This window comes from Paenibacillus sp. FSL F4-0097, from assembly GCF_038593125.1.
In the GTDB taxonomy this organism is placed as follows: domain Bacteria; phylum Bacillota; class Bacilli; order Paenibacillales; family Paenibacillaceae; genus Paenibacillus_AQ; species Paenibacillus_AQ odorifer.
In genome coordinates, this window is sequence record NZ_CP151965.1 from 6,865,270 (window position 1) to 6,891,614 (window position 26,345).

The following is a 26,345-nucleotide window of genomic DNA, read 5'->3' on the forward strand; positions in this document are numbered from 1 at the left end:
CGAAATGGCCTGCATTAATCTTTGTTGCTGGAATTGTTGTTTCCAAATTTGAGTCGATGAAAAAAGCCGTTCTCTGCGGCTTTTTTTTACGAATAATTCTTTAATACCCAATATAAGTGATTCACAATAAATTATACAATTAAACAATATTTTTTAATAATTCCAAAATTGTATAGAGGTGAAAATATCATGATAGTAAATAAATACCATTTAAGATATGAGTTTGATGAAAAAAACCTTGTTATCAATACTTTGACAGGTGCTGTAGATTTTTTCTCTGCAGAAATGCTTGATTTACTGGATTCAGCAGAGAGTTGGGAACTATCTAATTACCCGCCTGAGCTTAAAGAAGACGATATCGAGTTCTTATTGAGGAGAGGCTACATTTTTGAGAATAATGAAGATAAGGAGCGACGATTAAACCAAGCATCACAAATCATGAATTATGATCAATTCATGCATTATATTATTTGTCCGACTTATGCCTGCAATTTTCGTTGTACATATTGCTTTGAAGATCATTTGCTTCATGAGAGTACACGCTTCATTACCGAAGAACAAATAGAGCATGCGTTTTCCGCAATTGATATTCTGCATAAAGAAAGCGGAATGGACAAAGGATTAATTAACCTATTCGGAGGTGAGCCCCTCTTACCTCCCGCCAAGAACATGGTAGAAAAAATCTGCGAAGAAGCGGAAAAACGAAATTTTATAATCGGTTGTAATACAAATGGTTATCACTTGAAAGCTTACGCCGACATTTTAGAACGCTTTCGCGATTGTTTAAGTGTTATGGTTTCTGTCGATGGCCCTGAGGAAATACATGATAGTCGGCGCTTTTTATCTGGAGGACAGGGTACATTTCAACGGATACACCAAGGCGTTAATGAATTATTAAACCGTAACATCCCTGTTATGATCCGGATTAATATAGATCAAACTAATATTAAAACTGTACCTGAGTTAATAAAGTACTATCATCAATGCGGCTTCTTCGGGCATCCTTCCTTCTCAATAACCTTTGCTCCTGTAACAGATCATACTTGTCTAGGTCTGAGTTCTACTTTGATGAAAGGTTATGAGATTGCAAAGTCTTTAATCCGACACGTCCCTAACTTTACAGAACTTGAAAAACAAAAGAAGATCGGCCTTAGTCCTGAAATGTTCCGTTTCTTCCGGACAGGCATGTTACTTGATCCTGAATTACAAGATAGAGTTGGGATTATTTCGCCACAACTTGTCTACTGTGAGGCTACTGAAGGAAAAACCTATGCTTTTGGACCTGATAATAATATGTATGCATGTCCGGATTTAGTGGGAAAATCAGAATATCGCATCGGCCAGTTCTCCCCTGTTTTTACGAAGGAACCCGTTTTTGACCAATGGAGAAATTTTAATGTTCTACAAATACCCAAATGCAAAGACTGCTCTGCAGCAATGATTTGCGGCGGCGGCTGCGCTGCACAGGCTTTATCAACATACGGAGATCTGGACCTTCCTTGTTGTCCGGATGCAAAGAACATGCTTGGTCAATATCTACACGAATTGCAGGAGGAAGCTGCACAATACGAGGAGGTTAAATCATGATCAAAAGCACATATAATTCTATTCATCCTATTAACAATGGGAATTATATCTTGATTAATTCTCTTAGTGGAGCAGTAGATGTAGTGGATGGTCTAGTAAAGGAACGGCTAGATCGGATTGAACAGACTAATCTGCAACGAGATAATCAAGATGAGGTTGAACTACTTACTTTTTTCAAAAAAAGAGGGTATATCTTTCATAGCCTTGCAGAAGAACAACAAATACTTTTTAAAGTTAAAGATGCAATGGAAAAAATGACGGCAAAGAGTAAATGGGGTATGACCTTCAATGTTTGTACAACATATGCTTGTAATCTAAGGTGCCCCTATTGCTATCAAGGCCATCAAATTCATGACCATAATCATGCATTAGACTCAGATGAAATAACCAAAATGTTCGAAGCTATTACTCAAATTATTAAAATGGAAGAAAATCGTGGCCGCTTCATAGGAGCACAACATCGTATGGTTTTATATGGAGGAGAACCACTTCTTCCGCAGACTAAAAATACAGTTAAAGAAGTGGTAGAACGTGCTGTTAATGAATATGGTTTCCGTATGTGCGCTATTACTAACGGGACATTCTTGCATCAATTTTTAGATATTTTTCAACCTTACCGTGACCAATGGGATTTCTTTCAAATTTCACTTGACGGCCCCAAAGCTGTTCACGATAAACGGCGTATCATGGCTGGTGGACAAGGAACATTTGATCGTATAGTCCAAAATATTGATATGGCCCTGGAACGAGGCTTTGCCGTTGCTACTAGGACAAATGTTAACAAAGAAAATCTGGGTCATCTGGTCGAACTGGCTAATTTCATTGAACAAAAGGGCTGGAATAAGTTCCCCCACTTTGGTTGGCAAGTCACGCCTGTTACTAATCACTTCAGTGAACCAATGCCCGACCACTTACCTGAACATGAACTGTTGATAGCCCTATATGAAATGTTCGGCGACTTGGATTCTTTTATTGATAAATACAACGCAAGACTGGGATCAGTGATAAACATGCGCACCTCACGAATTAGAAACACGATCCGATCTTTTGATTGGAGCAGGATGGACGATATGGATGCTTGTACTTCCTCGGGGGTCACTAGTGTTCCACATTTTAAAGAATGCAGCGCGCGCGAACAACGTTTCTATTCATTTGGGACAGAAGGACTTATCTATGCCTGTCCCGACTCTGTAGGCCGTGCAGAGACCGCCGTTGGATCATTTTTTCCAAAATATGAGCTGAATTCTGAAGCTCATCAGCAATGGGACCGGGGAATTACAGATTCCAAGGAATGCACGGAATGCTCTATCTCTCTCTTTTGTGGTGGTGGTTGTGCTTATGCCAATTTAATGAGGAATGGAGATATTACAAAGCCCTATTGTAATTATGCCAATGAAACAATAGATGTTTATATCAAACATAATAAACACCTTTTCGAAGAATTGGGTACCGTCTAAAGAAAGAGGGGGATAATTATGAATGCGATAGCAGCAACAAAATATCCCCAATTGATACCCTATATTATCCATGAAATGGATGTTTGGGAAGAGGGGGCTCGCTATTTAGTTCACTTTGACAATGGTCTACAAATGAAAGTAACAGAAAAGATTTTAACCATTTTTAACTGTATGGACGGAAAAAAGTCGCTTTTAGAGATTTCTGAGCAATTATTAGAGAAATATGAAGTTGCCCCACGCTTAGAAGAGCTACAATATTTATTAGAACATCTTCTAACTGAGAAGGGTATCGTTGTAGGGAGCGAAAAAATAGCAGAACATTCCTCGGCCATCCGTTTTCGTACTCCACTATTAAATGCAAGCCGACTGGAAGGCTGTTCCCAACCCTTTCAGCATCTTTTTTCTTTAAAAGGTATTTGTATTTTTGGAGTTCTTATGAGTATTGCCCTCTACAACTACATAATAAATTTAAGTCTTTCTGCAAATAAAGCAGATTTAGGTTCTTATCTTTTTTGGATTATTACTTTTTTCATGATTTTGTTTTCGGCTATATTCCATGAATTTGGGCATACAGTGGCGGCTTTTAAATATAATGTTAAACCAAGAGATATGGGGATCGGATTGTTTTTTTTAGCCCCTGTTCTTTTCGTGGATTTGAGTGATGCTTGGAAAGCAAGTAGAAAAGAGCGAGTAGTGATCGACCTTGGAGGTATATATTTTCAATTATGGATATTTATTATATATGAATTATCATCTATAATAACAGGGAGCAATATACTATTTACTGCCAACCATTTTATTTTGCTTTCCATTATTAGCAATCTAAATCCATTATTACGTCTTGATGGTTTCTGGGTACTTACAGATATCCTCGGAATTCCCAACCTGCATACTAGAACTTTTACATTGGTAAAACAAGGATTATTGGGATATGTATGTAGGAAACGACTTTTCCGCGAGAAATTTAGATTAAATATTATCAATATGAGCAGTACTTACAAGAAAGTGTTTTTAGCGTATTCCTCTTTATACTTAATTGTTTTCAGCATTGCTTTAATGTATATGTTACGTTTTATTTTTTCATTTACTTCCCTCTTTCATTCTTGGAACTGGACAAACTTCAAAGGCCTTTTGATAGTGATTGTGATATTAATTCTTCATTTCACCATATTACTTATTAAAAAAATTAACAGAAAGAAGGAAAATTCAGTTGATTGTAGAACAACCGATTCTGGCCATCCAAAATCTTAACAAAGAGTACGAATCCGAAGCCGGCATAATATCTGTTCTTAAGGGAATAAATCTGAAGTTTTACAAAAGTGAGATTGTAAGCATTATGGGACCCAGCGGCAGCGGAAAATCAACCCTGCTTGGGATTATGGGATCCCTAGATAAGCCTAGTACAGGGAAAATCGCACTTGAGGGTAAGTCAATCGAATCTTTATCTGAAGAAAAACTTTCTGATTATCGCGCACAAAAAATTGGGTTTGTTTTTCAATCCTTCAATCTAATCTCTACAATGACCGCTCTTGAAAATGTAATGCTTCCCATGTTCTGCATCAAAGGCACCCGACATAGTGAAATACGTAAAAAAGCAGAAGAAATGTTGAAGCTTGTGGGGATGGGCGATCGGATGAAGCACCTGCCTAATCAACTATCCGGCGGACAACAGCAACGTGTCGCTATTGCAAGAGCTCTGATTAATAAGCCCTCTCTAGTCATTGCTGACGAGCCAACCGGCAATTTAGATCGTGATTCCGGACAGAAAGTTCTTGACCTTATCTTCCGCTTAAAACAGCAAATGAGAATGACCTTCATTATTGCTACCCATGATCCAGAGGTTGCTTCAAAATCCGACCGAGTGATTTACATTAGAGATGGAAGGGTTGAAACTGAGGATCCTTGTCTGAGTAAAGGAAGGTGAATATCTGATGATATGGCTGAGCTCTGCCGGGAGAAGTTTATTACGTAACAAATTAAGAACAATTTTCACTATATTGTCTCTCATTATTGGAAGTGCAAGTTTCTTTAGTATGTTCCTATTATCTGAATTGGCGCCACGTTCTATTGAGAATTCTGCCAAACTGCTATTAGGTGGGGATGTATTAGTCCAGTCCTACCTTAAGCCACTACAGAGCAATATAGTGAATGATATATTCCAAGACATGGGAGAAATCGACAGCCATTCATCTTCATATGTCGGACAGAGCATGGTGCAATCCAAAAATAAAACAACAAGCGTGATCTTGAAGGGAATTGATACGAAGACTTACCCTTATTATGGGGAAAATCAATATCCTGGCATCCGTTCACTTCAAGCAAATGAGGTCCTTCTTGCTGATAATGCAGCAGATCGCCTACAGGTAAAGGTTGGAGAAAAAATTTGGTTGCCGAGCGCGTCTGATGGAAGTCTGCATGAGTACAAGGTAAAAGGATTAGTACTTAATGTTCAAGAGTCTTACGGAGATGCGGATATTTTTGGAGCTGCTTATCTTCCGTTGAATGAAGCAGCTAATCTGCTAAACGCTCCAGCCGGAAGCACAAATGAAATTCTTATCCATTGGAAAGCGGGCACACCAAAGACTTCTTGGCAAGCAGAACTTGAGAAGCATCTGCCAAGTGCTACACTAACGGACACGAAAGAGCGGACAGACGAAAGCTTGGCTCAAGCCAAGACCCTTCTTTTACTTTTACAATTGTTCAGTCTGCTTGCACTGGGAATCAGCGCTTTGACAGTTTCAAATACAATGAAGCAGGCAATGAGCACTAGAATGCGCGATATTGCAGTTATGAAGGCAATAGGTGTACGCTCTCGCTCAGTTGCCGGTACCTTTTTAACAGAAGGTATTCTTATCGGGACGATAGGAACTATTACTGGAATAGTAACAGGTCTTCTAGTGAGTACTTGGTTAACTTCTTACGTAGGCAAAATGTTAGCTATACCGTTGTCTTGGGAGTTTTCATGGAAAGTCACAATTGTTACCTTCGCAGTAGGAATGCTAATGGCACTGATATCAACATGGATTCCTCTAAAAGGAATGCTCATCGTCTCTCCTATGCAGCTATTGCTTGAAGGAAACCATCAGATCCCTTCTTATCGGGTACGCTTTTGGAAAAGAGGACTCTTATTATTACTGATTTCGCTAGTTGTAGCATTCTACTTACAAAAAACACTTTTTCTGGGTTCAACCGAATCCATTAGTTCTAGAGTCGTTCTATCTTTTTTAGGGATTCTACTGATTATTATATTGGTAAGTATATTTGTGAAGGTATGTTCTTCTGCTTTCTCTTTCATTTTCAGAGTGGTTGGAAGCATGAGGAAACTCATCTCTCCTCGTTGGTTTATCCCTTTTCATAATTTATCATCTGGAAGAAAACGATACGGACTATTGGCTCTTATCTTGAGTGTTGGTGTTGCATCAGCAGTATCAAGCGAACTTTTCGCTGATAACTTAACTCAGTCTGTCAGTCAACAGTTAGAGACCGAGGCCAAAGGAAATCTACTCATCACAAGCTCCTTAGTAGAGTCTGAAGCAGTCAAGGAAGCTTTTCAATCTCTCGATATTAAAAAGTGGACAGAGGGTGTCCAGATGAACGGTCTTTTAAGTTCAATTAACGGAAGTGAAGCAACTTCTCTTTTTCAGCAAAAGTCAGACGGGAATAAGTTCTTCGCTTCCAATAAATTGAGCATTGAAGGTGTTGACCCTTCACTTGCATCAAGGTCCTATTCCATTATTGGTGGACGTGACCTTATAGAAGATGATTCATCGCACAAGACCGCATTATTATTGGAAGATTATCAACAGTTGGGAATTAAGACAGGCGATACAGTTGAAGTTACAATGGGAGAAAAGAAGATTCCTTTCAAAATTGTTGGCTTTTTTGAATCAGGGTTCGTAAAAACAGTAGGTATGAGAACAACTAAAGATATATTGTCTAAATATGGGGCGCCTAACCGGGTAATGTTTTCTATTGACGGAGGGACCCTGACTACGGGTTTACTCTCTGAATTAAACGGTGTACTTCCAGCATCCGCTATGGCGTATTCAGTATCAAGTACAGCCTCCGAAAGCTTAAATTCAATGATACGTATGATAAGTGTATTCTTCTCTATAGTGACTTTATTTGCCTTCATTACAGCGATACTTACCATCGGGAATCAAATTGTGATAAGCCTTTTAAGAAAACGCAGAGAAATTGCAATCATCAAAGCAGTGGGAGTATCCAATGGTAAGACATTACGGTCAATCTTGTTAGAGAACTTTGTTTTATCTTTAGTCTCAGGAACTGCTGGTACAGGGATAGCTTTGTTGTTAACGACTGTAGCTCTAAAACTTATGTTCAAGTTACCTGTCCTGGTTGATGTTAAATGGGTGATTTATGGGATTGGCCTATGTGTTATAACCACACTCTCAGTGGCTTGGATAGCGGCGAGGCCTGCTCTGCTTACTAAACCTACGCAGCTCTTACAGACCAACCAGTTATGATCTAATAAGGCTCTAATGAATTGGTACTTAAATAGTTACTGTCCCTCTCTATTACGCAGAGAGGGATTTTTTTATACCTTGTCATAACTACGTTTGGTGTAAAAATACATTAATTTGTGATACGGTTCACAGTATTTTAATTGCCTCAATATAAAGCTCGATCCTCACTTCATTTCCGACTATAATTCCACCGGTTTCCAGAGGCGAGTTGAATTTCAAACCAAATTCATTACGATCAATACTGGCTGTTGAATGAAATCCTACACGTTCCCGTCCGCGTGGGTCCTTGTTTAGTCCTTCAAATACAGTATGAAAAGTAACAGATTGGGTTACTCCATGCAGAGTTAGATTGCCTGTAAGTTCATATTGCCGCTCACCAGCAAAGACGCAGTTGGTGCTTTGAAACGCAATGGTTGGATACTTGGCAGCATGAAGGAAGTCGTCGCCCCTCAAATGTTCATCTCGTTGCGCTTGGCGAGTTGTGATACTATTTGCGTCTATGGAAGCCTGAATACCCATAGTTGTTAACTCGTTGGGATCAAAACTTAAGATAGCCTGGAAACGCTCAAATACTCCTTTGATTTTATTAATCATTAAATGCGTCACCGAAAACTCGACGGAGCTGTGGTCCGGATCCACTTCCCATTTGATATTACTCATGAATAAATTCCACCTCTATAATAAGATTATGAGCAAGGTCACCCTATCTCCAAAACACTGCGCTACTCGCTATACCCCTAATATACAAAAACGCTACTGACAACGTTGTGTCAGTAGCGTTTTAGCATTTTTGCGGCTTCCTCGTAAATCCGATTTCAGAATGGTTCCCCATTGAATCCGTAATTCCTTTTACCCGAATATCCACCATCGCAATAAACATTGAGCTGTGTGTGAACAGTCATAATCTGCAACTAGTCGAATCTTTGCAACGATTCAAATAAACGCCTTAAGTTATTCAATAAGCTGTTTTTTTCCTCTAGAGTCCAGTCATCCAAAGCTTCATGCAAAATGCGTTCACGGGTGAGGCTAATCATTGCATTGATTTCCTCCCCGCTTTTCGTCAATTCAGACACACGAATGCGGGAATCTGCACTTGATGGATACGTATGAACCAACCCCGCGTTTTCTAACTTATCAATTTGCCGGCTAACACTCGAATAGTTTTTTCCCATCATGGCGGCCAAATCACCAACACTAGTCGGTTGGAGATGCACGATGCCCACAAAGACACGAAAGGTTGCTGCTTCCAAATTTACGCCAGCATTAGCAATCATCTTCTTATCACGGTCTGGCCTATTGATAATGGAAACTAAATCGATCAGTGCTTTAAAAATATCGTTTTCCATTTTATTTCACCCTTACAACAGGACGAGGCATTAGCGGGGCATTCCAAGCCTCTTCAATATCTTCTAGAGCGAACTCTTTTGTGGTAATTTTTATCTTCCCCTCGGCAGCCATTTCAAAGACACCTCTAACAGCAGATAGCATATCAGCTTTAGAAACACTCTTATCTCCGCTACCTACGAGTTCGATTGTTGATGAGCGTAAAAGAGATGAAGGTAAATGAATGCTTTCTTGGCCAGATGAAGTTCCAATGCTTACAAAACGAGTTGAACGATCCGTTTTCGCCTTAACAAGAGCTGACATGATAGCGAGTGCGCTGTCGCCCCAAAGATAATCCAATATAACATCAACACCTTCAGCAATAACTGGCATTAGGGCGTTTTCAAACATTTTTTGACCGTTGTCGGCTGTCATATCAAATGCAATAGCCTCATCAGCTTCAAGTGCTTGCAACTTCGATTCGTTGCGTCCTGTTACAATGACCTTCTTGGCCCCCAGACCCTTAGCAATCTGAACTGCTAAACTACCGGATGCACCAGTAGCGCCATTAATCAATACAGTTTGACCGGATTTAAAACCAGCTCGAAATACCAATGCAGCCCATGACGACATAGCAGGGTTGGCGATAGCGGCAGCAGTGAGATCATCAATACCATCTGGTAAACGGACAGTCAGCTTTTCGTTGACGATTGTTTGCTCAGCCAAACTGCCATATGGTGCAGTAGGCAGCGCAAAGTAAACACGAGACCCATCTTTCAAAGTTCCTACACCGTCGATACCGGCTACAATTGGAAAGTTAACTTCAGAAGAGTAGTGCATACCCATTGAACGGAACTTGCTAACTCGACTCAAGGCTGTGGCCGTAACGTTAATTATAACTAGCCCCTCTGTCCCAACAGGGGAATCACAATGACCCATTACGGGAATCGTCCCCTTATCCTTTACGATTGCTGCCTTCATATTTACACCCTTCTTCCACCCCATATTATGTGCAATATGCACATTTTATTTGGAATCCATATCCGAACGCAAGTCCATTAGCTTATTTCCAAAAGAAACGGCTGGTCAGGTTCCCCTGATCCAGCCGTTTTTTGATTACTTTAATATTACATTATCGATTAGTACTGCCGTATCGTAGATACTATCTCCTTGATCCCAAACATGGAACCGAAGGACAATGGAGCCCTTGCCGGCAAATTGGCTTACATCAAATTGTACATGCTTCCAATTCGTCATGTATGTTGTATGATCCCCGCCGTAGAAATCAATCGCTACTTTGTTCTCTTCAATCCAATAGGCCGTGGATTCATTAATCGATTCAGCCCCGATAATAACAGAATCATTGCCATAGACACTGGACGTCACTGTATTGCCGCCATTCATGTGAGAAGTAATGAGGGAAGCCGTATTAATGTATACACTGGAAGTTACCGTTGCTCTGAAGGTGTCATTGAATTTGCTTCCAACGAATTCCTTAGGCTCCTCAGAAATGAAATTGTAATCAAACGATAGGGTTGTTGCACCCGCTGGAACAATGAAACTTTGCTCGATATAACTATCTGAATTGTAGTCATATCCTCCTTGATCATTGTTTTCATACCCAAGGCCAGTGCTGATAATAGCCATGTAGTTCCCCTCTGTCGGTTTAAGCGGTCCCAGCTTGGAGATCACCCGAACATCGCCGTTTCCATTCCAGCCGGTCCAAGTTCCGTTTTCAAAGGTTCCGTTGATGACCCCTTCGGTCTTAGTGCCAATGCTGCTTCCTTTCATGAAGAATGCCGCCAACCCATCGTTTGCTCCATGGGCAGCCACTGCTGCTTGAAAGGCTTTTTCGGTTGTCATGTTCTCATCGTTTAAAGCGGTAAATACGGATTTAGCAATAGCTTGATCATATGCAAGCTTTACATAATCGGTATATCCATAATAAGTGCCAGCACCATTGTTGATGAAGGCATCTGCCATGGAATCGTTGTACGCGCTGCGGCAGCTGCCATTATATACGATGGTATCAGGAAGCATATCGTTGTACCGTGTAATAAAAGACGGTGTAATAGCATAATAACCGGATATAATAGCCAATCTTCCCTTTTTCAAGTCCAACTCATAGGTCTTTTTGCTCTCTGTCGTTGCCTTTTCTCCTGTCAGGAACATGACTTGCGGTCCAGCGTATTTGAAATCAATGCCGTATTTATTATGGAGCTTCTGTAGCACTATTTCATCATAATAAGTATCTCCGTGGGTATCCAAGACCACGACGCCATACTGATTCAGTCCTTTAAAGAAATTCACGCCCGCTGCGGTGTCCTTTACTCTTTCCACAAGGAAAGGGTAACTCGACTGGTCAAAGCTGTGATATACAGCGTCATAAACAGTCGAAGATGGAAGTGTGCCGGAGAACGGAGAAATTACAGCAACCCGCTGGCTTCCTATGGTGGCTACAGTTTGTTCCACATTTTGCGTTAGCGCCTCAGCCGCCAATGCAGTACTGGACGCAGCCTCTTCTACGGTGCTGCTTAACCCTTTTGTATTCTCAGGAGCTGCGGATATCCCCCCTAGAATCCCGTTGTCCAGCAAATACCAGATGCTTCCTCCTTCACCCGAAATTCCAGCATGCTCTACTTCTGCTTGGGTTTGGAGCCAAGCCACAGTTTCTTCCTTTGCTTTTTGCAAATTACCATATGAAGTAGCCAGTTGATCAAGCTTACTCTGTGTATTATTTTCAATGATTTCCGTTTGTGCAAGCTGTTCATCCGTAAGATGCTTCATTACAGATAATTTAAAAACTGTGCTGCTTGGCACATCTCCCACAAACGCCTGCAGATTTATGTAACCCTCCGTACTTTCAGTCAATACTGCTTTGCCACTGTACAGCCCGTCTGCCTCAAGACTGTCTCCATGGGCTTCCAAACCGTCATCGTACAACGAAATGATTTGGGAAATCACTTTGCCGCTGTCATCTACTTGATAGACACTAGCGATTACCGTTCCTGCCGCATTAATCGATGAGCGGAATATAACTTCTGTTGGCTCTTCCACATAAATGGCATCTGAACTCTCCCCCTTCACCACAACCTGGAGAGCATTTGCCGGTGCCGGGGTTGCCGGTGTCGGTGTCGATGTCGGTGTTGGTGTCACTGGTGTTGGTGTCACTGGTGCTGGGGTTGCCGGTGCTGGGGTTGCCGATGCTGGCGTTCCCGGACCTGAAGCTCCCGGCGCTGGTGCTGTCACAGATGTCCCGTGGTCAGTTGTTGCCGGGGTGGCAGTCGGTGTTACCTCAGGACTCTTGCCCTTATTAACCTCTTCAGCCAGGAGCTGTTTGGATTTCTCGACATATACTGACTTATTGGTTTTGAACTCATAAGCCAGACGAGCCAGAGCTTGGCGCTCCGCATGCTCTTTGGGTTTGAATTTCAGGGTGCCGTCACTGCCTTGGACCCCGTTGATGAAACCATTTTTAAAGGCAAGGGATACTTGCGCTTTTGCCCATTCGGACACCTCTGAGATATCTGACAGCTTGCTATCAACCGGAAGCTTCTTCGCTGTTTCATCCAATTCGAAAGCTCGGATGAAAAATACGACCAGCTCTTCACGGGTGACATTTGCATTAGGACTGAAGGTGGTCGCCGATGTCCCCTCCGTAATGCCTGCCTTTACCAATGCACCTACATAACCGCGATACCAACTGTTCGCGGCAACGTCTTTAAACGGTGCGGCTTGATCAGCATTTGCTTCTAGACCCAACGACAGGACTATGATTTTCGCCAGTTCGGCACGTGACATAGCCTTTTTCGGTTTAAAAGAGTTATCTTCATACCCTGAGATTATTCCTGCTTCAGTTAATGAATGAATCTCCTTTTGCGCATAAGAGCCTGTGATGTCTTTGAACTGTGAGGCCTCACCAAACACCATATGTGGCGTAAGAGTGCTTACTAATAGGGCAAACACAATCATCAGACTGAGTTTACGGCGTGCTGCTTGGAATAACATTGTTTCTTCCCCCTTCTTACTCTAAAAATATCAATGAGTCTGTCGTCCTAGTGAGTTCCAAGGATGGCATTTTACACCATTATTCGACAACTTCTTGATTCTACAATAGGACCAGGGTAATTTACAATGTCTATTACATAAAAAAAATAGATATATTTGTAGACTGGAGATTAAATGGCATAAAAAAAAGACCATCGAGTATAAGCTTGGATTGATGGCGATTTAATCTTTTATCGTATTATTCTTCACATGCACTAAGATTTTACAATGATAAGCTTAACAATGTATACCTTATGACATTTTAGGAGGTAGTATAATGAGCAAGTACGACGAAGCCATGAAGCTGCTGGAAGAACAAGTGGGTAACAAGGACGGCCTGATTACTCTGTCTACCATCGCGCTGGAACCCGGGACCAATGGTATAAGCCGTCCCGCCGCCCGCATAGTGGACGCCTATTATGAGGACGGCGCGTTCTACACCGTCACTTATGCGACCTCAGGCAAAATGCGGCAGATCGCCCAGAACCCCGAAGTCGCCGTTTGTATCATCGTCGAAAACTTTACGGCCGATGGTATCGGTGAGAACCTGGGCTGGGTATGTGACGAGAATAACGCCGAGATGATGACTAAGTTGCGCACTATATTCGCCGATTGGTATAACGAAGCCAATAACGACGAAGATCCTAACACATGCCTGCTGCGCATTCGCCTGACAAAGGGCCTGTGGAATGACGCCCATAAAGGGATCAGAAATGAGATTGATTTTATCAATAAGACGGCAAATTAAGTGGTCTGAGTGGTTCGCCTTATTGGATTAATCTAAAGTAGACATTTGATAATATTCAATGTTAGCTCCAAAGGGAGTGTGCGCATACTCCCTTTTTTCGTCGTTACTTATGATAAGGTTACCGCAACATCTATGAACGAAACTTGGTTACACCCCTGATCTTAACGATTCAGCTAACGACAATTTCCCATCTTCCATCCGGTATACCTTGTCGCAATATTCAAGCATACGCTCATCGTGGGTAACCATAATCGCCGCTTTCTGGCGTGACTTCACCTCTTGCGCAATTAGACTGACTACTTCATGGGCGCGCTTGGTATCCAAACTTGCTGTCGGCTCATCCGCCAAGATGACATTGGGGTTATTAATTAAAGCACGAGCGATCGCTGTCCGCTGCTTCTCCCCACCTGACAGCTCCCCTGGAAGACTTTTTAACTTCGAGCCCAGACCCAACTCTGCCAGCAACTTAGTAGCGAATTGCGGGGAGTCCAATTCTACAACGTGCATTGAATAACCAATATTGGGAATCCAATGGATTAAAGAGTGTATTGGACAGATACAACTCCTTACGGAATATTTCATGAACCGCCGTATACCGAACGGTACGTACGGTGGTGTGAGAGGCCGGGGGCTCGCCGCCCCCTCCTACTCGATTCTTTTATGTTAAGCTGAACGATTAGCAAGGAAGACAGCGTCATCCCTTTGGCTACCTACACAATCTCTTTATTAAAATGTCCTCTTGTGTCTGTTTCCTGATTAAAGACAGCATTATTCATAGAGCCATTTAATTTGCCTGACGCCATATTAATGACTTCCACAACCTGCCCTTTTGATTCAACTGTGAAGTTTAATCTGAGCGCCTCGATTCCTTTGATGTTGTGTAGCTCATCTAAAAGATTAAGCGTCTTCCCATTAAGAATAGTCGTTGTACAATCATTATGGGAAATGATAGGGAACGTTCCGTGCTCATCTTTTAACTCATAGCTCTTCGTTTTGCAAATTCTGCATTGATTCATTTTTTTCATCGGACAATATTTCGTAAACATCAAAGGAGCCCTGCCATATACAATCATTTCCAGTGCAGGATAGCCGTCATTTTCTTTAACATAGGCATTCATTAAATCTTCAATTTGGCTCTTATTCAGTTCATAAGATAAAGTGACTCGTTTTGCACCTAATTTATATAATTCATAGCAACTAATAGTATTAACAACATTTAGAGAATAGTCCGTAACAAACGGATTAGTTTCTCTGTAGTGATAAATTCCGCCATATCCTCCGATTAGTAGCTGCCCTTCTTTTTCCTTGTAATCATCCTGATTTCTTCTAACAACGTTTTTATAATAGATTTCCTTAATTCCACAGCTCACGCAAGCATCATACTGCTCCTTAGTCGTTACAGAGGCCGTAAAGTATGGTTTTTCAGGGGCAAAGCTTATTTTTTCTTTTGCTTCCAAAGCCTTGGTTCTTTTCTTCTGGCTGTTAAGCCTTAAGTCATATAAGCCCAGTACAATATCTCTTCTTGCTGCATTTAACAGTTTAGCTGGAATAAAAGCATTGCATTCCTCAAAATCCACATGATTAAGTTCGAATATCGTATCATTTAATCTTGAAAATTGCTTGATTACCTGGTCTTTTGTTGTTGGATTATTAATGGCTTCGCCTAGTATTTCCTCGCTTTCATATGAATAATGACAGCCTAAGCCCTCCGCATCTATGACAAGCTTTGAATCTGGACGTGCATACACTCTAATATCGAGGTTAAACCGCTTAAATTCTTTTTCCAGTGATGCTTCTAATTCTTTGTTATAGAAATAATCCTTCGTTTTATATACTAAATCTCCCGTAGACATCTTTTCTTTGATTTTGATATAGCAGACATCCTCTGCTTTGTTGATTAATTCGCCCTCTTTATCGTACAGTTTTGCAACCGTTAAATTAACATCTTCATTGTTGTGACTTATTCGAATGGTATCGTTCTGATTTAAAGGACGTGTAAGTGTTATTTCATACCTATCTTTAACAATCTTGCTGATTGTTCCAATTTCATAACCAAAGTTATTAGGTTTTAAGATATTTGTAATATTTCTCCTGTCTTCGTGAAACAAATACCCTTTAGTAAATGTTCTATTGAATGTTTTTTTCAGATTTTCTTTGTCTTCTTCGGTTATTTTATGATCTAAGGCCTTACGATATTTGGATACAACATTAGCAACATACGTAGGCGCCTTCATTCGGCCTTCTATTTTTAAAGAATCGATTTCTTTTAAATCATGGATATAATCGATGGTGTTTAAGTCCTTAGTAGATAGAATATAGCTTTTACCTAAAGATGTATCTGTTGTCTTATCGATTAGTTCATACTCCTTACGGCATGAACCCACACATCTTCCGCGATTTGCGCATCGATTGCCGAGCAATCCTGACATTAGACAATTTCCCGAATAAGATACACATAAAGCACCGTGAACGAAAATTTCTAAAGGGATTTCAGCTATTCTTTTGATCTCTTTTACTTTTTCAATCTTGACCTCACGGGACAGAACAACTCTTTTCGCACCAAGTTCTTTAAATAATAAAGTTCCGTCTAGATCATCTATTCCCATTTGAGTTGAACAATGTGCTTCCATATCAACAAAGTTTTTAACGATATAATCAAAAGCAATCAGGTCCTGGACGATAATACCATCAACACCGATTTCATTTAATTCCTGTATCTGCACTTTCATCTCTTCAACTTCGTTTTCGAAAACGATGGTATTCATAGCAACATAGATTTTAACGTTCCTCAGGTGCGCATACGTAACCGCCTCTTTTAACGTTTCTAAATCAAAATTAGACGAGTATGCACGTGCACCAAATTTTTGCATTCCTAAGTATATTGCATCACAACCATTAGAAATTGCAGCTTTTAAAGCTTCCATATTTCCTGCTGGAGCTAGTAATTCAGTCATTTCTTCCTCCTTATGACCCATAAATTGTACGCTAGTTAAAGCGAAATTCTTTATTAAAGATATTTTTTGTTACGCCTCAAATTTCAGACTATTACCATTAATCATAAAATAAGAACTATACTTAAGCTGCAGCAAAACGCACAAGCCAATGGCTTGTGCGCTTGTTTTAAATGACCTCATTTGCTATGAGGGACGTATCACATAATAATTCTTTAAGTACATTTTTCGCCACGCGTATCTTCTCATCATTAGCGTCACGAACGGCAAGTCTTCATACTAAAACAGAATGATGTTATTTTAAAATGTTTTTCTCCATGTGTAATTGTCGAAGAAACAAAAACAAGGGAAGACCCAGTGAAGGACCTACCAGTAGCGTACCTGCAATCGGCAGCCATAAATATTTCATTCTCTTTCTGGTACCTTCTAACAGAATGAATCCGATAAGCACGATCGCGGTAACTAAAACATCCATCCATGCAAAAGCTCCGATACGCGTACTGATTATGGCTTCAAATAGGAGACCCAAATCGAGGCCGTTGCGCACGACCCAAGGGATGAATTGCGAATAGGGCAAGACGAGTCCCAAAAAAGATAATACTCCGTAAAAATACTTCATTTATACCCCTCCATTATTTTGTAATTCCAAAAAGCCCGCAGCGCGATTTTCCAAAAAATTTGCCGCTATTTATGATACGGCTATGGACGACCGTTTATGATTAAGGCACACGCATCCTTACTCCAATCACTCGTGAACGCACCGGATCGGCAGCTGGGAGGAAAACGGCGATATCGTAGGAGTAGCATGCCATGAGATGAATATCGGTGAAAGCTACTTCTTAATCAAGGACAATTATCATTTTTTGAAACCCGGCATGGTTGATTATGCTGAATCCGAGCTTTGCAAAAAATCTGCTGACCAAGCCAGCCTTGATATCCGGGTGTAGATTATTTTCCTCAAAATCTATTTAAAATTGAAATAAATGCCGATATAAACCTTACGTCAGATTTACATCTAAAAAAATAAATTAAGGAGCGTATTCTATGAAAAGGAAAGTTTCAAAATGGATTCTTCTATCGTTAGTAGCTTGCTTACTCATTCCAAGTGTGGTTTCTGCAGCAGAAGTTACTTCACCACCTACAAAGACTTCTAAAGATTTCCCAGATTTAGCAGGTCTGGATGCGGCTCTTCTTGCCAAAATTGATGCATTGCTAGCCAAGGGATACATGGAAGGTAATGGCACCGATAAATTTGATATTACTGGAAACATGACGCGTGCGGAATCTGCTAAACTTGTAGCTAAAATTTTCAACTTAACCGTCGGGACAGAAGCCACTTCGTCCTTTAAAGATGTAGATGGTTCGGATGCTTCTTCGAGTTGGTCAATTCCGTTTATTGAAGCGGCAAAAAAAGCTGGAATCATTGATGGCATGACGGACAACACATTTGCACCAAAGGATAACGTAACTACTGGGCAGCTTGCTACAATGCTAGTTAAGGGGTTTGGTAAAAAATCCGAGGTGCAAACGACGACTCCATGGTACCAGGGTTACTTAGATGTTGCCAAGGCGAGCGGGTTTGATGTAGGCAACAATGGAGCCAAGCTTGCTACTCGCGCCGATCTTGTAGTCGGATCTTATTCAGTAACAGAAGCTATAGACAAAGCTAAAGCTAAAGCTGAAGCATCAGGAACAACAGCAACGCCAACACCAGTACCAACAGCGACGCCAACACCAGTACCAGCAGCAACACCAGCACCAATACCAGTACCAACACCAGTACCAACACCAGTACCAACACCAACACCAACACCAACAGCAACACCAACACCAACACCAACACCAACACCAACACCAACACCAACACCAACACCAACACCAACACCAACACCAACACCAACACCAACACCAACACCAACACCAACACCAACACCAACACCAACACCAACACCAACACCAACACCAACACCAACACCAACACCAACACCAACACCAATGACTGCACAAGCCGCGTTGGAAGCGATTAATGCTTACTATGGCCAGCCAGAGCCAAATGTCGATGCGCCTGACGAATCCATATTTGACATTGCTGGAGTAACAGGTGTCACTCAGTCGAACTTAATCTATATTGATTATGCATTGAGCGCGGACGCGAAATCTCCATGGACCGTAACTGAAATCCAAGCGATAGTTAATGAAGTTCGTGCTGGACTAGCGTTGACAGAGATCAGTAATTACTTTTGGGATCCTGGATATGCCCCTAAGCCTGACGCAACGACATTTGCCGTTGCAGGGATAACGGGAGTAACCACTAACAACTTAGACCAAGTCATAGAAGCTATTGGGTATGCCCATGATCACAGATACGAATATAACCCGCCGTTTTCTTTAACTAACAGCAATCAGCTCCAAGCTGTCGTTAACGATTTGTTGGAATAAAATGAATTAAACTAGAATAGTAGCGGCGTAAGGGAGATGATCCCTACGCCGCTATTTTCTTCTTTAGGTTCGATTGGGATGACGATACCTGGGGACAACGCCTGCCACGGATTTATTTCGCCATACTTATGATAAGGTTCACCGCGATAGCTGAAGCGGCATTTTCTTTCTTACCGGGCAGAGGGAGGATTCTCCCCAGGCATCCTTGTCATAGGTTTCCCCCTTAAAGGGCATTCGTGTGGGTGCCCTTTAATTGTGTATACATTCGAATTTCAACGTTGGTTGGAGTTCAATAAAACAGCGGTAGGCTAGGACTATATCCTCTATTTGTTCTTCACCGCTTTAACCAAGCTCTCGATAAACTGGATAGGAAGGGTGGTATCCTGGGGATTCCCGGTGGCAGCCGAGTTCACGACGATCACTAGATTCAGGTCGGGAACAATGGTCAGATATTGGCCGGCATAACCCAAACCGAAAACTGCCTTGTGCCCGCCGTACTGATTCATCCACCAATGGTGGCCATATTCGCCGAAAAACACATTTCCCTCCGAATGCCGAGAGGTCGATTCCCGGATCCATGCTTCCGAGACGATGCGCTTGCCATCCCATACGCCACGGTTAAGCACCAATTGGCCAATCTTGGCCAGATCCCTTGGCTTCATCTTCAGGCCGAAGCCCCCTGAATTCGAATCGTCCGGTGAACGGGGCCACTTCATGCTATCAATTCCGAGAGGACCCAACAGATGCTCCTTGGCAAAATCGAGTTCGGATTGCCCAGTCGTTTTCCTAAGAATTGCCGCCATTAGTTGGGAACCGCCTGTATTGTAGTTCCATATTTCACCTGGCCTAGAATCCATCGGTTGGCTGAGTACAAATTGGTTCCAGTCCTTGGTCTCCGTCATAGGCTGGATCATATAATTCCAATCAGTCCATTCCGGGAAATGCAAGCCACTTGTCATGCTGAGCAAGTGCTCTAATGTAATGGATCTCTTATCGGTTGAATTGAACAACTCCTTATATTCGGGGAAAAATGGCTCTATCGGCTCATTTATTCCTTTCAGATAACCTTTGTCGATAGCTATCCCGATCAAGAGCGATGTCACGCTCTTGGTGACCGAGTTTATAGCCAGCTTGGAATCCGACATGCCGTCCTTGTAATACTCGGAGACAATTGTACCGTCCTTAACAACGAGCATGGAGAGAACCGGCGATTCCTTGGCATATTGCATCACTGCTTCGACTTCCTTGGGATCCATCTTAACCTGCTCTGGAGTGCCGATCGGCCACTCCCCGTTGGGCAAGTTGATCACCTTAGAGTTGCTGGGGGACACCACAGGGGCTAAGGACTTTTCGGAAGAGCAAGCGGACATGGTAAGGATCAGGCTAGCTGCCCCTGCCAACATGGCCAGCTTGGCATAACGGAATATTTCGGTCATACATGAACACATCCTTTAAGGTTATCTTCTTTCTTCCCTTATGGTAGTGTAATGGGCGCGTATCATCTTCCAATTTCTTGCTAACTGATTAACAATTCTTGCTATAATAGAGATAGGATTGAATCAATAATGAAAATAAGGGGGGACGGTGAAACGAATGGTGGCAGCAAAAGCGTTGGAATTGGAATACCGATACCGGGTCAACCATGTCGTCAACTATATGGAGGAGCATCTTACGAATCCATTAACCCTTAAAGAAGTCTCGGACATGGCCGCCTTCTCCCCCTTTCACTTCCATCGGGTGTTCAAAGTGGTGATGGGCGAGAACGTGCACGGGTTTACCCGGCGGATCCGCATCGAGAAGGCAATCAAGCTACTGTTGTTCCACCCAAACCGGAGCATAACTGATATCGCCTTGGATTGTGGTCTGCAAACCCCGGCCCACTTTTGCAGAGTGTTCCGTGAGCATACCGGGCTGAGCGCTTCCGAATGCCGGGACAGGTTTCCTCTCCAGACGATTGCGGAACGGTTCAGGGCCCGATTCACCTTTGAAAAGTCCACCGAACTGTCCCGCAAGCTGGCGGAACTCCCGATTGAGATTCGGAACCTTGCTCCAATGAATGCTATCTACGCGCGGTATAGGGGAACCATCAATGAAGGAACAATCAATTCGGACATTACAGGGCTCTTTGAGCGGGTAGCCTCGTGGTTGGACGCGAGAGAAGCACTGAAAAAAGGATGTCTGACGGTCGGACTCATCCTCGACGACCCTTTCATCACGCCGGATGGCAGACACAGGTATGATGCTTGCATTACAACGGAGCAACAGATGACGCCGACTGGCGATCTGGGCATCCGGACGATTCCTGGAGGCAAGTACGCCATTGTGCGGATAACAGACAGACTGGATATGGTGAAAGATCTGCTGCACCTGGTCTCCATCGAGTGGCTTCCCCTAAGCCCATATATATGGGATGTTTCACGTCCGGCCCTGGAGATTTACTTCCCCAACTCCCTTCACCATCCGGATGGACAGTGCGAAATGGAATTCGGTATCCCGATCAAACTAAATTAAGCAAGCTTCTGATGTATCAGACACATCTTTTTATATAGATTTTTATTTGAACTTTCTCGTTAGCTGAACGCCCTCTCGTTCCACTGCCAGCAAGGACTTCACGTCAAACTTTTCCCCCTACTTATGATAAGGTTCCCCGTAACACTCTAAAGGCGAAATTTTAAGGGCACGCGAAGTGGATACTCTTTCCCGACAGCTGACGGCCGGCTTCGCCAAAGGATTTAACAGGGATCACTTCCATCTATCCGACTCTACTTCAAGATATTCCAGACCGTACACCTCAAAAAAAACGAAAAGAAGAGCCCCTTAAAGGCTCGCTTCCTTGTTCGTCACTCTATCAATCGCAGCTCCCTGGCACGGACAACGGCTTGACCCCGGCGCTTCACACCAAGCTTGCCGATGATTCTCGATACATGCGTCTTGACCGTCGTTTCAGCAATACCGAGCCGCTCGCCAATCTCTCGGTTCGATAGCCCTTCTGTAATGTTTATTAAGATTTCGTACTCCCGGTCGGTCAGTGGATCACTCAGCTCCGTTTGATCGGGACTTGGGACAGGCAACGAGATATTTTCTACGGCACTTCCAACTTCGCCCTCCAGCAGCTCGACATAGATCATCCGCGTCGCGATAAGCTCTAACACCTGTACGTCCCGATCCGTAAACACACCTGGTAATTGCCGATTTTCCAAGTAGAGTAAATAGGAAGCTTGATCACCCGGAACCGCGATCGGCAGACACAATATCGATCTGGGCTGCTGTGCTTCAATATAATAATCCTTCACCCAAAAACTCCGAATCGCATCATAGAGAATTAGCGGCTTACCTGTCAACGCAGTATGACTCAAGACGCTCTCTGCATACAATCCGGATACCGTTTGCTTATCCGACCGATCTGATCCGCCTGCTTCAATAGCAAACCTCTCCCCTTGGCGGCTCAACAAGAGACCCCAATCGGCGCCAGACTGGCGAAGCGCTGCTTCCAGCAGACTTGTCATCCAGTTAGTCTGCTTCGGCTTGCTAACCCCCTCAATGAGTTGTCGCACAAGCTCATACTCACCTTCCCTCGCCTCCTTCCTGCCTTCCACTGAAGTATTCAGCTGTGGCATGTCCATGCGCTTACGGTCGCTTTCCACGTCCTGCCCCAAGATCTGCTCCTCATGCTGCCTGGCAGCTGGGTAAACCAACAGATCGGCATATTTACCTTTGATTTGGGCTACCTTGGAGGTGATACCCCATTCAGCGAAAGCGGCACAGGCATCCATCATGTTAATCATTGCACCGGACCCGCTACTTAAGTCATCTTTATAGCAGATTGCAAGCCGTTCGCAGGCGATCCCTTCTAATAAAGCGTATTTCTCAGCTCTTGCCTGCCCAATCGCAGCCATATATCCGTGTACCGCAGCCATCGGATTTCCAGCCATTCGTTCGTCCTCCGCTTTCATTAGCAGATATGCGGAGGACGTCTTGCCTAGAAATCCTCGCCAGCTTTTCATTTTACGTAATTGACGACGTATAACTTGCCGTATCTGCTTGCGTTCTTCCTCGTTTTTCTCCAAAAATATAGCGGTTAAGCTCAAACTCTCATAAAAGCGGTGCTTGCGAATTCTTGTCCAATCCAGTGACAGCTCGTTCTGCCTTGCCTGCTTCGCCCAGTACAACGCGTCCTCATAATTACCCGACAAGTAGGCCACTTCTAGCCTGCAGACACAATCATAGTTATCCACTTCCTGTTGCTTCGAAGTGCCGCTTGACGGAGGCTGCGGAGTGGAAATGGAGTCTTCCCTCTTGGATTCGTCCTGCAGTGCTAACACGTAGCTCTCTGCGATTCGTACTATTTCCTGTGTCTTGTCATTGGCGAACTGTCGCATATTCTCCTCATAATACTGGAGTAGTTCCTTTAAAGTATCCAGGTCACCGCTGTACGTCACGAGACAGGTAATCAGGGCCAGATTGGCGAAATCTCTTTCTCTGCTCTCTACCCCTTGGCGCATCGACTTATACATCATGATGAAAGCATCCGATGGCTTGTCCATTTGCTTAAACATTCCAATCGCAAAATTAATTGAATGTTGGTTCCTGAACTTGGAGACATTACCCATTTCCAAAATTACCCGTTCGGTGATTGAAGGCGCTTGAACACAGTTTGGAAGCACCCTCTGTATGATCAGCTCGTATCCTCCGATCATGACGGCAAGTGACTCATTTAACCCTTTCTGAAGCCCGTAACGGATAAACCGAGCATACAATTCCAGCAGCGCTCTGGCGTCATGCATAAAGAGAGGGAAAAATAGTTGCACTAATAACAGGCTTAACTCCGTATGCTCTTCATCAAGAGCGTCGGACAACAGATAAGACTTATTGCGTTTTCGATACAACATAAGCCCTGTCCGAGTCACTTCCTTGGCGATGGACAACAAGGAGCTATTCTCCTGAAGCTTCCATCCATAAGCCTCCAGCGCTTCTTTTCCGATTGCAATTACCGCCTCATTGTCCACAAACGCGTAAAATTGAATCAAGGGCACCCATATGCGAGAACGCTTCGATCGGCTCATCCCCTTGGTGTTCTTATTTAAATCCGATAATAGTACTCTCGCCCGGTCGGGTTGTCCGCCCATATACTCCGTCCATGCTAACACCAACTGCAGTTGAACATTGAGCTCGCCCGATTCGAGCTCTTTGTATTCCGTTAATAGGCGAATCCCATTCTCCGCATATTCTTTCCCTTTTACATAGCGCCCATCAGCTAATGCCTTTTTTCCCGCTTGAAGATTATGCTCAATCAGCTGCCGAGCCTCTTGCCCTGACAGAACCGATGCGGCTAGGTTCAAGTGATCAATTGCCGTCAGCGTCGTATTATCACTCCAATTGGGAAAGCTGCGCTGTAGCAGTTGCCCGATCCTACGGTGCCTGTCCGCGTTGCGGCCTGAATCGAAATCATATGCCATTCGGTGAATGAACTCATGGACGAACAAATAGATTCGATCCTGTCTGTCTTCCTGCTCATCCTCACGATAGATGATTCCTTCTGCCTCTACCTCTTGTAGCCCATGGAAAGCGGCATCCGGCACCATGTCGCATGCTTTGGCAAGAATCGACAATCGGAAAGCAGAGCCAATCGCGGCAGCCATGGCTAGAAGCTGCTTTGTATCGTTCGATAGCTTAGTGAAGCTCACCTCCATCAGACGGAGGTGAGCTTCTGGATCGCCCATTTGCCGGATGACTTCCGGATCCCATGACCACTGATGCCTATTATCGTCAAAGCTGAGTTTTTTCTCTTGCAGCCAGCCTTCTAGTATCAGACGTATCGCCCGAGGGTTACCACCGCTTTGATTATAGACAGATCTGGCCAGAAGACGAATACGAGCAGAATTTTCATGCAAGGCATCGGAGACATATTGGCTCACCTCTTCGTATGTCAGTGGCAGGAGGGCCACTATTTCCTCCGAATTGGTACGCCATCTCTCAACTAACCAGGTAATCTCTGGGAAGTGATTCGAATTAGGTTCTCCCAAAGTGGGAGCTTGCTCAACTGTCATCCGGCTCGTTCCAATCAGGAACAAACCGGGTACCGTATGCTTCACAAGGGAGTCAAGTACCGCATGCGTTCCATGGTCGGCCCATTCCAGGTTATCAATAAACAGGACAAGCGGGGGCTTGCATTCGGCCATGCATTGCATGAGATGTGGCAGATGATCTCTGGCACGATCCCAGCCATTTTCTTCGTCCACGGCAGCCGATACCTCCGTCTCGGTTCCAAACAGCGAATGAATCTCGGGCAAAATAGTGACGATTTCCCTCACATCTCGTCCAAACTCCGCCTGCAGCTTTATTTTAAGCTGTGAAATGACATCTGCCGGCTCGCTCCACAGCTGATCCACCCATTGTCGCAAAGCTTGAAGAATCGGTTCATACGGTGCAGTTTGCTGAAGAGGTTCTGCTCTCCCTTCAACAAACATGCCTCCACGCCGAGCGACCTTTAACTGTAATCTGCGAACGAGCGTCGTTTTGCCAATGCCCTCCTGGCCGCTCACCCATGAAAATACGCTCATCCCTTGAGCCGCCTGCTCAAGTTTGGCCTCCACTTGCTCTACTACAGCGCTGCGCCCGTACCAATTATCGGTTCGACCTAGCGAACGAATTTGGTCTAGGCGGCCTACTTCGAAGGGCGTCAGCGATCCTTGTTTATTCAGCATGTCCCGACACCACTTCAGATCCTCAAGTAACCCGTAAGCGCTCTGGTACCGATCCTCCGGAGATTTGGCAAGTAACTTCATCAAAATATTTTGCAGCGGCCCTTCTCCCTCCAACCGATTATGAAGCTGAGGCTTCCTGCTAATATGTACAGTACTCCAATCTTCACCGTCTTCAGGAAGAAAAGGCAGTTGTCCGGTGAACAGCTCATAAAAAATAACGCCTACTGCGTATAGATCGCTGCGTTCATCCGGCACACGATTAATCCGTCCTGATTGCTCAGGAGACCGATAAGCAGCATTACCTACCCCGATCTTTATCATGCGCGCCGTCTTTTCATCCCATTGAATACTGATGTTAACGGGGCTCAAGCATCCGATCATCCCATTCTCTTGATGCTCACGGAGCACCAATTCCGTCAATGGGATGGAGAGCTCAATGAAGCCTTCAATCTCTATAGGAGGCTCCTTTATGTAATCTTTTAGTTTCTTAATCATAGCCGACAATCGTACGCACCTACCTAAAATATAAGTTAAGTTTTGAGTTATAGATGGTTCGAAAGGTCCTGATCTCTTTGGTTAGGAAGATAAGTTTATTATAAATA

17 protein-coding genes and 1 pseudogene are annotated in these 26,345 nt (G+C 43.4%); 9 read left to right on the forward strand and 9 right to left on the reverse strand.

The annotated features are described in order from the left end of the window. Positions 1 to 189: 189 nt before the first annotated feature. From MHH86_RS30800 to MHH86_RS30820, 5 genes are read left to right on the forward strand one after another with little or no spacing between them, the layout of a single operon-like run. A complete protein-coding gene (locus MHH86_RS30800; protein WP_036682396.1) occupies positions 190 to 1,587 on the forward strand; it encodes a radical SAM protein in 1,398 nt (465 codons plus the stop codon). Beyond that, positions 1,584 to 3,044 carry a radical SAM protein gene (locus MHH86_RS30805; RefSeq protein WP_036682397.1) on the forward strand — a complete coding sequence of 487 codons (1,461 nt, stop codon included), beginning with the start codon at positions 1,584 to 1,586 and terminating at the stop codon, positions 3,042 to 3,044. Before MHH86_RS30800 ends, MHH86_RS30805 begins: the two co-directional genes overlap by 4 nt. An 18-nt stretch (positions 3,045 to 3,062) precedes the next feature. Further along, positions 3,063 to 4,295, forward strand: coding sequence for a hypothetical protein (locus MHH86_RS30810; protein WP_052097394.1), 1,233 nt, complete (start codon positions 3,063 to 3,065; stop codon positions 4,293 to 4,295). Further along, positions 4,255 to 4,968, forward strand: a complete 714-nt coding sequence (locus tag MHH86_RS30815; protein WP_036682398.1) for an ABC transporter ATP-binding protein — start codon at positions 4,255 to 4,257, stop codon at positions 4,966 to 4,968. Before MHH86_RS30810 ends, MHH86_RS30815 begins: the two co-directional genes overlap by 41 nt. A 7-nt stretch (positions 4,969 to 4,975) precedes the next feature. Next, positions 4,976 to 7,531, forward strand: coding sequence for an FtsX-like permease family protein (locus MHH86_RS30820; protein ID WP_051491238.1), 2,556 nt, complete (start codon positions 4,976 to 4,978; stop codon positions 7,529 to 7,531). 126 nt (positions 7,532 to 7,657) lie between these two features. On the opposite strand, the gene MHH86_RS30825 is transcribed toward MHH86_RS30820, so the two are convergent. From MHH86_RS30825 to MHH86_RS30840, 4 genes are all read right to left on the reverse strand, one after another. Further along, entirely contained in the window at positions 7,658 to 8,191 is a 534-nt protein-coding gene (locus MHH86_RS30825) for a YceI family protein (protein ID WP_036682399.1), read from the reverse strand. Between the two features lie 251 nt (positions 8,192 to 8,442). Continuing rightward, positions 8,443 to 8,877 (reverse strand): MarR family winged helix-turn-helix transcriptional regulator, encoded by a 435-nt coding sequence (locus MHH86_RS30830; RefSeq protein ID WP_036682401.1) that lies wholly within the window; start codon positions 8,875 to 8,877, stop codon positions 8,443 to 8,445. Position 8,878: 1 nt separating this feature from the next. Beyond that, complete coding sequence (locus MHH86_RS30835; RefSeq protein ID WP_036682403.1) at positions 8,879 to 9,835, reverse strand: zinc-binding alcohol dehydrogenase family protein; 957 nt, start codon at positions 9,833 to 9,835, stop codon at positions 8,879 to 8,881. A gap of 135 nt (positions 9,836 to 9,970) precedes the next feature. After that, the gene (locus MHH86_RS30840; RefSeq protein WP_076140584.1) at positions 9,971 to 12,862 is read right to left on the reverse strand and encodes an S-layer homology domain-containing protein; all 2,892 of its coding nucleotides are present in this window, start codon (positions 12,860 to 12,862) and stop codon (positions 9,971 to 9,973) included. A 316-nt stretch (positions 12,863 to 13,178) separates the two neighbouring features. Here MHH86_RS30840 and MHH86_RS30845 point away from each other — a divergent pair, with 316 nt between their 5' ends. Then, complete coding sequence (locus MHH86_RS30845; protein WP_036682406.1) at positions 13,179 to 13,649, forward strand: pyridoxamine 5'-phosphate oxidase family protein; 471 nt, start codon at positions 13,179 to 13,181, stop codon at positions 13,647 to 13,649. Between the two features lie 147 nt (positions 13,650 to 13,796). On the opposite strand, the pseudogene MHH86_RS30850 reads toward MHH86_RS30845, so the two are convergent. From MHH86_RS30850 to MHH86_RS30860, 3 genes and pseudogenes are all read right to left on the reverse strand, one after another. Then, positions 13,797 to 14,129 (reverse strand): annotated as a pseudogene (locus tag MHH86_RS30850) (ATP-binding cassette domain-containing protein); the annotation flags it as partial. A 230-nt stretch (positions 14,130 to 14,359) separates the two neighbouring features. Beyond that, positions 14,360 to 16,603: a U32 family peptidase gene (locus MHH86_RS30855; protein ID WP_076140582.1), complete on the reverse strand. Its 2,244-nt coding sequence runs from the start codon at positions 16,601 to 16,603 to the stop codon at positions 14,360 to 14,362. Positions 16,604 to 16,895: 292 nt separating this feature from the next. Then, on the reverse strand, positions 16,896 to 17,219 hold the full coding sequence (locus MHH86_RS30860; protein ID WP_036682419.1) for a DUF2834 domain-containing protein: 324 nt from the start codon (positions 17,217 to 17,219) through the stop codon (positions 16,896 to 16,898). A gap of 196 nt (positions 17,220 to 17,415) precedes the next feature. On the opposite strand from MHH86_RS30860, the gene MHH86_RS30865 reads away from it, so the two are divergent. After that, on the forward strand, positions 17,416 to 17,547 hold the full coding sequence (locus tag MHH86_RS30865) for a hypothetical protein (protein WP_256715920.1): 132 nt from the start codon (positions 17,416 to 17,418) through the stop codon (positions 17,545 to 17,547). Between the two features lie 97 nt (positions 17,548 to 17,644). Beyond that, on the forward strand, positions 17,645 to 19,039 hold the full coding sequence (locus MHH86_RS30870; protein ID WP_342479581.1) for an S-layer homology domain-containing protein: 1,395 nt from the start codon (positions 17,645 to 17,647) through the stop codon (positions 19,037 to 19,039). Positions 19,040 to 19,362: 323 nt separating this feature from the next. Here MHH86_RS30870 and MHH86_RS30875 read toward each other — a convergent pair whose 3' ends face one another. Continuing rightward, the gene (locus tag MHH86_RS30875; protein ID WP_081383629.1) at positions 19,363 to 20,487 is read right to left on the reverse strand and encodes a serine hydrolase; all 1,125 of its coding nucleotides are present in this window, start codon (positions 20,485 to 20,487) and stop codon (positions 19,363 to 19,365) included. Between the two features lie 145 nt (positions 20,488 to 20,632). Between MHH86_RS30875 and MHH86_RS30880 the strand changes: the two genes are divergently transcribed. Further along, positions 20,633 to 21,550: an AraC family transcriptional regulator gene (locus MHH86_RS30880; protein ID WP_036681034.1), complete on the forward strand. Its 918-nt coding sequence runs from the start codon at positions 20,633 to 20,635 to the stop codon at positions 21,548 to 21,550. A 329-nt stretch (positions 21,551 to 21,879) separates the two neighbouring features. Here MHH86_RS30880 and MHH86_RS30885 read toward each other — a convergent pair whose 3' ends face one another. Continuing rightward, complete coding sequence (locus MHH86_RS30885; RefSeq protein WP_179088372.1) at positions 21,880 to 26,238, reverse strand: AAA family ATPase; 4,359 nt, start codon at positions 26,236 to 26,238, stop codon at positions 21,880 to 21,882. Between the last annotated feature and the right edge of the window lie 107 nt (positions 26,239 to 26,345).